The sequence below is a fragment of the Thioalkalivibrio sp. XN8 genome (assembly GCF_011058255.1).
Classification (GTDB): Bacteria; Pseudomonadota; Gammaproteobacteria; order Steroidobacterales; family XN24; genus XN24.
Genome location: NZ_JAALFH010000065.1, coordinates 190459 through 201097, shown reverse-complemented (window position 1 = coordinate 201097; position 10639 = coordinate 190459). Strand labels below are relative to the sequence as shown.

Below are 10639 nucleotides of genomic sequence, written 5' to 3'. Positions count from 1 at the left end.
TCATTGCCCGGCCGGTTCCCAGGCCGCGCGCGCGTCGACCGGGTAGGGCGGCGGCTCGCCCCCCTCGCCCTGCAGGTAATGGTCCATCCACCGCATCAGCCGCAGCGTATAGTCCCAGCGGCTGGCGGCGCGCTGGTTGCCGTGGCCCTCGCCCGGATACAGGACCAGCCGGACCGGCGCCTGGCCGAGCAGCTTGAGATAGCGGTACAGGATCATGCTCTGGCTGCGATCCACGCGCGGGTCGGCTTCGCCATGCAGGATCAGGGTCGGCGTGCGGCTGTTGGCGGCATGGAAGATCGGGCTCGCCTCGCGGTACAGCGCCCAGTTCTCCCATGGCCAGGTGAGGTAGTGCACCCGGTAGAGCTCGGTCGGGATGTCGCTGGTGCCGAGCATGCTGATCTTGTCGCTGAGGCCCACGAACATCACCGAGGCGGCGAACCGCTCGCTGTAGCGCGTCGCACCCCAGGCCGAGGCATAGCCGCCGTACGAGCCGCCGGTGATGCCGACCCGGTCCCGGTCCACCAGCCCGATCGACACCAGGTGGTCGACGCCGTCGACCAGGTCGTCGAACTCCTCGGCGGCGGGCCGTCCGTGGTTGAGCTTGGAGAAGGCGACGCCGCGGCCGGTGCTGGCGCGGTAGTTGGGATAGAACACGGCATAGCCGCGGGCCGCCGCCGCCTGTCCCGGCTGGCTGTAGCTGCTGAGCCAGCCGTTGCTGTAGTGCGCCTCCGGGCCGCCGTGCACGGCGAGGATCAGCGGCACGCGTCCCTCACCCGCGCGCTGCAGCGGATGGATCAAAAGGCCCTCGATCTCCAGGCCGTCGCGCGCCCGGTAACGCACCACTTCCTGGCGCGCCAGCTCCACGTCGGCCAGCCAGGGATTGCTGACCGTGAGCTGCTGCGGCCGGTCCCGGCCCTCGAGGCGGAATGCCTCCGGGGGGTGCGCCGGCGTGTCGGCGCTCAGCGCCACGACCTTGCCGTCGGCGGACACGCTCAGGCTGCGCCAGATGGGGCCCTCGTCGACGATGGTCCGGTCGCGCCGGCCGTCGCGGCCGATCTCGCCGAGCCGGGCCTGCACGCCCTCGTAACTGAGGTACAGGATGCGGTCCCGGTCGCGCCAGGCGACGTGCCAGACGTGCCCCTCGAGGCCCGGCAGCAGGTCGCGCGGCTCGCCCCCGTCCCGGCCGACCACGGCGAGCCGGCCCTCGCGGGGGTCGCTGCCGTCCGCGCCCATCACGAGGGCGAGGTGCCCGCCGTCCGGCGCCCAGGCCATCCGGCCCAGCTTGCCGGGCGTGCGGACCACGCCCAGCGTCTCGCCCGCCGCGACGTCCACGAGGTGGATGCGCGAGTTCATCAGCACGTCGTCCACCAGCTCGCGCGGGCTGACCTTGACTGCCAGCCGGTCACCGGCCGGGCTCCACTGCACTTCCTGGGCCGACCCCTCCAGCGGCAGCTCCCGGGGCTCGCCGTCGGCCCCCAGGTCGGCCACGTAGAGCCGGAACGGCCGCACGTCCTCCTCGTAGACGCGCTGGGTGAAGCCGTGCTTGCGCGCTTCCTTGTCCGCTTCCGTTTCCGCCGTCCGGGCGATGAATGCCGCCTGGCGGCCGTCCGGCGCGAGGCTGTAGTCCTTCAGGGCGGTGGCGTGCGCCAGCAGGCGCCGGGCTTCGCCGCCGCCCACGTCGATACCGTAGAGCCCGCGCACCTCGTCGTCGCCCCGCTTGGCGAGGAAGGTCACGGTGGCGCTGTCGGGCGTCCAGCCGATCGCGCGCACGTTCACCTGGCCGCTCACATAGGCGCGGCTCACGCCGTTCGCGTCGGCGATGTGCAGCTCGGTCCAGGCCGGGCCGTCGTCTTCGACGAACAGCTCGCGCGGGACAGCCAGGGTATAGGCGACCCAGCGGCCGTCGGGGCTGGCGACGACCTCGCCGACCTGACGGAGCTCGTGCAGCTGGCGCAGGTCGAGGCCGGCGCCGAGCGCGGCGGCGGGCAGCATGAGCAGGGAGAAGAGCAGCGCGGCCATGGCGCGGGCTTGGCGGTAGCGGATCGGCATGACGGGTTCTACTCCTCGTTCAGGGCAGCCGGTCGTCGTAGACCTGCAATGTCTCCGGCTCGCCCTCTGTCAGCGGCGGGAACAGGGTGAGCGTGACGACGGCGCCGCCGGTCAGGTCGACTGGCACCGGGCCGACGAGCACCGGGTCCGTCTCGTTCGCCGGGTCGTCCACCGGCCGGGTGGTGATGCTCAGAAAATATTCGCCCGGCTCGACCGAAAAGTGTGTGCTGATGAGCCCCGGCGGCCAGTTGAACAGCACGCGCGTGTCGGCGGACAGGGGCTCGTCCTCGGCGGCGGCCAGGTGCACCGAGACCAGGTCACCGTCGGCGGACAGGTGTGCCAGCCGCAGGCGGGCCTCGGTCACGACGCTGCGCAGCCGGCTTTGCTCGAACAGGATCGAGCCGCCGGTGTCGGAGTCGATCAGGGCCGCGAGGTACTCCGTGCCGCGCACGGGCGCCCCGATGGCGGAGGCGATCGGTTCCTCGGGCGCGGCGACCGCGCGGAAGGCGAAGACCGCCTCGCCCTCGGGAGCCGGGACCAGCGGCGAGCGCTGCCCGAAGCCCAGGTCGTCCACGAGCACCTGGACGGGTTCGGTCAACACCTCGAAATCGGCCAGGTCCACGGCTGCGGCGCCGTGGATGGCGCGGATCAGCGGCACCGTGCCGACATCGAAAATGGTCACCGAGCTGCGCCCGCTGCTGCCGAGGAGGAATACCGGCGACGCCCCGGCGGCCACGCTGGGCGCTACGGCGAACAGCCATTCGGCGCCGGGCCCGGTGGCCAGCGTGCTCTCGGCGAAATCGAGCTCGCCGGAGTCCAGCACCACGTCGAGGGTGCCGGCGCGGGCCAGCCGGATGCGCGTGGCGCCGAAGGGCACTTCGAGGGACTCGGAATGAGCGAGGGGCGCGACGGTCGCGAGCGGCGCGGTCGAAGCCAGGTCGGTGTCGGGCGTGGTGACGTAGACGTCCAGCGCGTCCTGGCCGGGATCCGCATGGGCGAACTGGAAATACAGCCGGTCGAGCGGGCGGTCGCGCCGGGGAGTGACCACGAACATCGGTTCCGGCGCGTCGAAACTGCCGGTCAGGATGAGGGTCGAGATGGAGTCCGCGGCGACCGGGGCGTCGAGTTCCAGCAAGGTGCCGGCTGCGGCGCCGTCCCAGTCGAAGTACTCCACGGTCACGCGGGTGCTGGCCCCGGTATCGTCCAGCAGCGACTCGCCGCGCTCGCCGGTCACCGTGCCGAAGAAGATGTTCTCGCGGAAGACGAAGTCGGCGAAGCTCACGCGCAGCGCGGGCGCGTCGGGGACCGCGTGCAGTGCACGCAGCCAGGTATAGGTGGGGCCGTCGCCGCCGCCACAGGAAGCCAGGCCGGCCAGCAATCCCACGAGGGCAATCCGGGCAAGAAATCTGCGCATGGTCACTCCGGGCAGTGCATCGGGTGCCGCGGCCGAGCCGGCGGCGGGGAGCTATTGTAACCGCGCGGGAGCCCTCGCAGCGCCGCCGCCGCTGGCGGCGGCTGCAGGCCGGCTGCTTGGCGTATAATTCCGGCGCACGAAAAGAACACGGGGCGGCGCAGCCGGCAGGCCGGCGCCGGGGGATTCCTCCAGCCAGAAGTCAAGCATGCAGATCAGGATTCGCCGCGGCCTTGATCTCCCGCTCAAGGGCGCGCCGCAGCAGCGCATCGAGCCCGCCCGGCCGGTCGGTGCGGTCGCCGTGCTCGGCCGGGACTATCTCGAGCTCAAGCCCACCATGCACGTGCAGGAAGGCGACCAGGTCCGGCTCGGCCAGCCCCTGTTCTCCGACAAGCGGCACCCGGACGTCGTGGTGACTGCGCCGGGCGCGGGTGTAGTCACCACCGTGCGCCGCGGTGCGCGCCGCGTCCTGCAGGCGGTGGTCATCCGCCTCGAGGGCGAGGCGGAGGAGACTTTCCGGTCCTGGCCCCGCGCGGAGCTGGCCGGCCTGGACCGCGAGCTGGTGGTGGCGAACCTGACCCGCTCCGGCTTGTGGTGCGCGCTGCGCACGCGGCCATGGAGCAAGATTCCGGATCCCGAGACCACGCCGCACGCGGTGTTCGTGAATGCCATGGATACCAATCCGCTGGCAGCCGATCCCGCGGTCGTGGTCGCCGAGGCCCCGGAGGACTTCAGCGCCGGGCTCGCGGTGCTGTCGCGCCTGACGACCGGATCGCTGTTCCTCAGCATGGCCGAGGGCGCCGGGCTGCCGACCCCGTCCGGGGTGGAGAACCTGCAGGTGGCGGAATTCTCCGGGCCGCATCCGGCGGGCCTGGTCGGCACCCAGATTCATTTCCTCTACCCGGTCAACGCCGAGCGCGTGGTCTGGCACCTGGGCTACCAGGACGTCATCGCCATCGGGCGGCTGTTCACCACCGGGCGCCTGGACCCCACGCGCGTCGTGGCGCTGGGCGGGCCGCCGGTGAAAAACCCGCGGCTGCTGCGCACGCGCCTGGGCGCGCATGTAGAGCCGCTCATCACGGGCGAACTGGAGGACCGCATCGAGTGCCGCATCCTGTCCGGCCCCGTGTGGTCGGGCTACCGGGCGGCCGGCTGGGGCGCCTACCTGGGCCGTTACCACCAGCAGGTCACGGTGCTGGCCGAGGGGCGGCAGCGCGAGTTCATCGGCTGGCTGCGGCCCGGCGGGGAGAAGTTCTCGGTGACCCGGGCCTTTTTCTCCGCGCTCAGCCCGCCCACGCGGCGCTTCTCGCTCACCACCACCCAGAACGGCAGCCCCCGCGCCATGGTGCCGATCGGCTCTTACGAGCGGGTGATGCCACTGGACATCCTGCCGACGCAGCTGCTGCGCGCGCTGGTGGTGGGCGACACGGACGAGGCGCAGCGCCTCGGCGCGCTCGAGCTGGACGAGGAGGACCTGGCCCTCTGCACCTTCGTCTGCCCGGGCAAGTACGACTACGGCCCGGTGCTTCGCGAGCGCCTGCAACAGATCGAGAGGGAAGGCTGATGGCCGGCCTGCGCAAGTTCCTCGACCGCGTCGAGCCGATGTTCAGCCCCGGCGGGCGTTTCGCCAAGCTCGGCGCGCTGTACGAGATGATCGACACCTTCCTGTACACGCCCAAGGACGTGACCCGCAGCGCGCCGCATGTGCGCGACGCCATCGACCTGAAGCGGGTGATGACCTACGTCGTCATCGCCGTGCTGCCCTGCGCGCTGTTCGGCATGTACAACATCGGCCTGCAGGCCAACCTGGCCATGGCCGAGATGGGCCTGACGGCGGCCGAGGGCTGGCGGGGCAGCGTCATCGCCGCGCTCGGCATCGGCTACGACCCGACCAGCATCATGGCCTGCTTCTGGCACGGCTTCCTGTACTTCCTGCCGGTCTACATCGTGACCCTGGCGGCCGGGGGGTTCTGGGAGGTGGTGTTCGCCATCGTGCGCAACCACGAGGTCAACGAGGGCTTCCTCGTCACCTCGATGCTCTACACCCTGATCCTGCCGCCGACCATTCCGCTGTGGCAGGTGGCGCTCGGCATCAGCTTCGCCGTGGTGATCGGCAAGGAAGTATTCGGCGGCACCGGCAAGAACTTCCTCAACCCGGCGCTGACGGGGCGGGCGTTCCTTTATTTCGCCTACCCGGCCCAGAACTCGGGCAACGATGTCTGGGTGACGGTCGACGGCTTCAGCGGGGCCACGCCGCTGGCGCTGGCGCCGGTGGGCGGGGTGGAGGCGATCGAGGCTGCCGGCTACACGCTGTACGACGTCTTCATGGGCTTCCTGCCCGGCACCATCGGCGCCGAGTCGACCTTCGCCTGCCTGATCGGCGCGGCGTTCCTTCTTTATACGCGGGTGGCGTCGTGGCGCATCATGCTGGGCGTACTGCTCGGCCTGCTGGGCACCGTGTGGCTGTTCAACGGCCTCGCCGGGCCGGACAGTAACCCCTACATGCACCTGCCGGTCACCTGGCACCTGGTCGCCGGCGGCTTCGCCTTCGGCCTGGTGTTCATGGCCACGGATCCGGTGAGCGCCTCGATGACCGCCACCGGCAAGCTGGTCTACGGCGCGCTGATCGGCGTGCTGACGGCGCTGATCCGGGTCATCAACCCGGCGTTCCCCGAGGGCATCATGCTGGCCATCCTGCTGGCCAACGTGTTCGCGCCGCTGATCGACTACTTCGTGGTGCAGGCCAACGTGCGACGGAGGATGCGCAAGTATGTCTGAGTCGAACGCGAAGGCGCCCACCGGCCTGTTCGGCCGCTTGCTGGCGCTGCCGAACGACAGCGTCGCCAAGATGCTGCTGGTCACCATCGTGCTGTCGCTGGTGTGCTCGGTGCTGGTGTCCTCGGCGGCCGTGCTGCTCAAGCCGATGCAGGAGCGCAACGTCGAGCTGGCGCGCAAGGCGCGCATTCTCGAGGTGGCCGGACTGATGGAGCCCGGCCGCCCGGTGGAGGAGCTGTTCCAGGGCGTCGAGACGCGGCTGGTGGAGCTGGAGACGGGCGAGTTCAGCGATGAACACGATCCGAACACCTTCGACGCGCAGGTGGCGGCGCGCAATCCGGAAATGGGCGTGGCGATCCCGCCCTGGGACGACGTCGCCGGCATTTCGCGTCGTGCGCGTTACGCCCAGGTGTACCTGGTGCGCGACGACGCCGGCGCACTCGACATGGTGATCCTGCCGGTGCACGGCTACGGCCTGTGGTCGACGATGTACGGCTTCCTCGCACTGTCGGGTGACGGCCAGGAAGTGCGCGGCCTGACGTTTTACCAGCACGCCGAGACGCCCGGACTCGGCGGCGAGATCGAGAATCCACGCTGGCTCGCCAGGTGGGAGGGTCGCAGGGTTTTCGGCCCGGAGGGCGAGGTGCGCCTGCAGGTGGTGCACGGCACCGTCGATCCGAATTCCGAGTGGGCGGAGTGGTCCGTGGATGGGCTTTCGGGCGCGACCCTGACAGCTGACGGGGTCAGCAACATGGTGCAGTACTGGCTGGGTGAGCAGGGCTTCGGGCCCTTCCTCACGCGGCTGCGGGAGGAGGGCATATGAGCGGCACCGGCAAAATCCTCATCGAACCGGTCATCGACCGGAACCCGATCACGCTGCAGGTGCTGGGCGTCTGCTCGGCCCTGGCGGTGACCACGCAGATGATCCCGGCCCTGATCATGGGCCTGGCGCTGACCTTCGTCATCGCCTGCTCCAGCGCGGCGATCAGTGCCATCCGCAACCACATGCCCGGCAACATCCGCATCATCATCCAGATGACCATCATCGCCTCGCTGGTGATCCTGGTGGACCAGTTCCTCAAGGCCTTCGCCTATGACATCAGCCGCCAGCTGTCAGTGTTCGTCGGCCTGATCATCACCAACTGCATCGTGCTGGGGCGCGCCGAGGCCTACGCCTCGAGCAACCCGGTGGTGCCCAGCGTGCTCGACGGCATCGGCCACGGCCTGGGCTACGGGCTCGTCCTGCTGGTGGTGGCCTTCATGCGCGAGCTGTTCGGTTCCGGCAAGCTGTTCGGCATCGAAATCCTGCCGCTGGTCAGCGAGGGCGGCTGGTACGTGCCCAACGGCCTGATGCTGCTGGCGCCCTCGGCGTTCTTCATCATTGGCCTGATGATCTGGGCCATCCGCGCCTGGAAGCCGGCGCAGGTCGAGAAGCCCGAGTACCAGATCCATGTCGTGCACAGGACGGAGGTCGTGTGATGGAAGGCTTGCTCGGCCTGTTCCTGCGCGCGGTCTTCATCGAGAACCTCGCGCTCGCCTTCTTCCTCGGCATGTGCACCTTCCTCGCCGTGTCGAAGAAGGTGGAGACCGCCATCGGCCTCGGCCTCGCCGTGGTGGTGGTGCAGGCGATCACCGTGCCGGCGAACGCCGTCATCTACCAGTTCATGCTGCGGCCCGGCGCGCTCGACTGGGCCGGCCTGCCGGACGTGGACCTGTCCTTCCTCGGCCTGATCACCTACATCGGCGTCATCGCGGCGATGGTGCAGATCCTGGAGATGACGCTGGACCGGTTCTTCCCCGCGCTGTATTCGGCGCTGGGTATTTTTCTGCCGCTGATCACCGTGAACTGCGCCATCCTCGGCGGCAGCCTGTTCATGGTGGAGCGCAACTACGACCTCGCCCAGAGCGTGACCTACGGCCTCGGCAGCGGCGTGGGCTGGGCGCTCGCCATCATCGCGCTGGCGGGAATCCGCGAGAAGCTCAAGTACAGCGACGTCCCCGCGGGCCTGCAGGGCCTCGGCATCACTTTCATCACCACCGGGCTGATGGCCATGGCGTTCATGGCCTTCTCCGGGATCCAGCTGTAGGAGGACGCCATGCTGGTCATCGGTCTCGGCGTAGTCCTGTTCACCTTCATCGTGATGTCGCTGGTGTTCATCATCCTGGCGGCGCGCTCCCGCCTGGTCGCCACCGGCCAGGTGAACATCGTCATCAATGACGAGAGGACGATTCACGCCCCCGTGGGCACCAAGCTGCTCGGCGCGCTGGCGGACGCCAAGCTGTTTGTCGCCTCGGCCTGCGGCGGCGGCGGCACCTGCGGCCAGTGCAAGGTCAAGGTGCAGGAGGGCGGCGGCGTGATCCTGCCGACCGAGACCTCCCACATCAACAAGCGCGAGGCCGCCGCGGGCGAGCGGCTGTCCTGCCAGGTGATGGTGAAGCAGGACATGCGCATCGAGGTGCCGCGCGAGGTCTTCGGCATCAAGCGCTGGCAGTGTCGCGTGCGCTCCAACCGCAGCGTGGCCACCTTCATCAAGGAACTGGTGCTGGAGCTGCCCGAAGGCGAGGAACTCAACTTCCGCGCCGGCGGCTACATCCAGATCGAGGCGCCGCCGCACCGGCTGGACTACGCCGATTTCGAGATCCCGGACAAGTTCCGTGAGGACTGGGATCGCTTCGACCTGTTCAAGCTGCGCTCCGTGGTCGAGGAGCCGGTGATGCGCGCCTACTCCATGGCCAACTACCCGGAGGAGAAGGGCATGGTGATGCTCAACGTCCGGGTGGCGACGCCCCCGCCGCGCATGCCGGATGTGCCGCCTGGGATCATGTCCTCGTACATTTTCGGCCTCGAGCCCGGCGACGTGGTCACGATCTCCGGGCCCTACGGCGAGTTCTTCGCCAAGAAGACCAACGCCGAGATGTGCTTCATCGGCGGCGGCGCCGGCATGGCCCCGATGCGTGCGCACATCTTCGACCAGCTCAAGCGCCTCAGCAGCAGCCGCAAGATGACGTTCTGGTACGGCGCGCGCAGCAAGCGCGAAATGTTCTACCACGAGGAATTCGAGGAGCTCGAGCGCAAGCACGAGAACTTCAGCTGGCATATCGCGCTGTCCGACCCGCTGCCGGAAGACGAGTGGCAGGGGGACACCGGCTTCATCCACGAGGTGCTGTACGACAAGTACCTCAAGGACCACCCCGCGCCGGAGGACATCGAGTACTACATCTGCGGGCCGCCGATGATGACCCAGGCGGTGTTGAAAATGCTGGCGGACCTCGGGGTCGAGAAGGACAATATCCTCCTCGACGACTTCGGAGGCTGAGCGCATGGCCGTATTCGTGATCGCTTTCCTGCTGTTTCTCACTGCCATCGCCGGCATGGCCATCGGCGTGATGGCTGGGCGCGGGCGCATCGAGGGCAGCTGCGGCGGCCTCAACCGGGTGCCGGGCGTGGACTCCGACTGCGGCGGCGCCTGCCGTCGTCCCTGCGCGCGCCGGCGCGCGGCGCAAGGGCAATGAGGTGAGGGCCATGGGCTTCACGGCACGCGATTACATGTCCCGCAACCTGATCCGGTTCTCCCCCGAGATGGAGGTGCTGGAGGCGGCCGGCATCATGGTCGAGAAGGGCATTTACGGCGGGCCGGTGATCGACCGGCTCGGCAACCTCGTCGGCGTGCTGTCCGAGACCGACTGCCTGGCGGCGGAAATGCAGGCCGGTTACCACGGCTCCCGCGGCGGGCGCGTGCGCGACTTCATGTGCACCGAGTTCGAGACCGTCGACATCGACGACAGCATCATGGACATCGCCAAGCTGCTGCACGGCGGCGGGCAGTTCTACCACCGCGGCCTGCCGGTGCTGAAGAACAGCCGCGTGGTCGGCAACATCAGCCTGCGTGACGTCCTTCACGCGCTGCAGGAAATGGAACAGGAACGGCCCTGAGACGGGAGCCCCGCATGAGATTCAACCAGACCGGCGAAGTCATGTCCTATATCGAAGAGTTCCACGAGGGGCTGGCCGATGCCTACGCGGAGCTGGCCGGGCGCACCGCCAAGGGCCGCTCGCGCATGATGCTGGAGTACATGAGCGAGCGGGAAAAGGAACTGGCCGAAAGCGTCCGCAGCTTCAGCCACCGCGCGGAAGACCCGGCGCTGAAGGAATGGGATCCCTTCACCATCAACGACACGGGGATCCATGCCCGCATCAAGGAAGCGCTGCACGAGAAAGCGGATCCCGACGAGCTGCTCGGCCTCGGGCTGGAAGTGCTGGCGTGGCTGGAGGGCTTGTACCTGCGGCTGGAAGCCAAGAGCGGCACGCCGGAGCAGAAAGAGCTGTTCGCCAGCCTGCGGGCGCGCGCCGAGCGCGAGAAGCACAAGCTGGCGCGAAACTCGAACATGCTGATGGATTTCTAG

Annotated in this window: 11 protein-coding genes; 9 read left to right on the top strand and 2 right to left on the bottom strand. The window is 69.0% G+C overall.

Annotated elements, in window-relative coordinates:
- Complete coding sequence (locus tag G6N75_RS11090; RefSeq protein WP_165348419.1) at positions 1-2049, bottom strand: S9 family peptidase; 2049 nt, start codon at positions 2047-2049, stop codon at positions 1-3.
- A gap of 19 nt (positions 2050-2068) precedes the next feature.
- Positions 2069-3463 carry a DUF4397 domain-containing protein gene (locus G6N75_RS11085; protein WP_165348418.1) on the bottom strand — a complete coding sequence of 465 codons (1395 nt, stop codon included), beginning with the start codon at positions 3461-3463 and terminating at the stop codon, positions 2069-2071.
- A 205-nt stretch (positions 3464-3668) separates the two neighbouring features.
- Here G6N75_RS11085 and G6N75_RS11080 point away from each other — a divergent pair, with 205 nt between their 5' ends.
- Genes G6N75_RS11080 through G6N75_RS11040 form a run of 9 tightly spaced genes read left to right on the top strand, consistent with a single transcriptional unit; the run spans position 3669 to position 10639 of the window.
- The gene (locus tag G6N75_RS11080; RefSeq protein WP_165348417.1) at positions 3669-5024 is read left to right on the top strand and encodes a Na(+)-translocating NADH-quinone reductase subunit A; all 1356 of its coding nucleotides are present in this window, start codon (positions 3669-3671) and stop codon (positions 5022-5024) included.
- The gene (locus tag G6N75_RS11075; RefSeq protein ID WP_165348416.1) at positions 5024-6238 is read left to right on the top strand and encodes an NADH:ubiquinone reductase (Na(+)-transporting) subunit B; all 1215 of its coding nucleotides are present in this window, start codon (positions 5024-5026) and stop codon (positions 6236-6238) included. The genes G6N75_RS11080 and G6N75_RS11075 overlap by 1 nt, the downstream gene beginning before the upstream one ends.
- On the top strand, positions 6231-7058 hold the full coding sequence (locus G6N75_RS11070; protein WP_165348415.1) for a Na(+)-translocating NADH-quinone reductase subunit C: 828 nt from the start codon (positions 6231-6233) through the stop codon (positions 7056-7058). Before G6N75_RS11075 ends, G6N75_RS11070 begins: the two co-directional genes overlap by 8 nt.
- Positions 7055-7714 carry an NADH:ubiquinone reductase (Na(+)-transporting) subunit D gene (locus G6N75_RS11065; protein WP_165348414.1) on the top strand — a complete coding sequence of 220 codons (660 nt, stop codon included), beginning with the start codon at positions 7055-7057 and terminating at the stop codon, positions 7712-7714. Before G6N75_RS11070 ends, G6N75_RS11065 begins: the two co-directional genes overlap by 4 nt.
- The gene (nqrE, locus tag G6N75_RS11060; protein ID WP_165348413.1) at positions 7714-8322 is read left to right on the top strand and encodes an NADH:ubiquinone reductase (Na(+)-transporting) subunit E; all 609 of its coding nucleotides are present in this window, start codon (positions 7714-7716) and stop codon (positions 8320-8322) included. The genes G6N75_RS11065 and nqrE overlap by 1 nt, the downstream gene beginning before the upstream one ends.
- 9 nt (positions 8323-8331) lie before the next feature.
- Positions 8332-9552: an NADH:ubiquinone reductase (Na(+)-transporting) subunit F gene (nqrF, locus tag G6N75_RS11055; RefSeq protein ID WP_165348412.1), complete on the top strand. Its 1221-nt coding sequence runs from the start codon at positions 8332-8334 to the stop codon at positions 9550-9552.
- Positions 9553-9556: 4 nt separating this feature from the next.
- A complete protein-coding gene (gene nqrM, locus G6N75_RS11050) occupies positions 9557-9748 on the top strand; it encodes a (Na+)-NQR maturation NqrM (protein ID WP_165348411.1) in 192 nt (63 codons plus the stop codon).
- 10 nt (positions 9749-9758) lie between these two features.
- Positions 9759-10169: a CBS domain-containing protein gene (locus tag G6N75_RS11045; RefSeq protein WP_165348410.1), complete on the top strand. Its 411-nt coding sequence runs from the start codon at positions 9759-9761 to the stop codon at positions 10167-10169.
- A gap of 14 nt (positions 10170-10183) precedes the next feature.
- A complete protein-coding gene (locus tag G6N75_RS11040) occupies positions 10184-10639 on the top strand; it encodes a hypothetical protein (RefSeq protein WP_165348409.1) in 456 nt (151 codons plus the stop codon).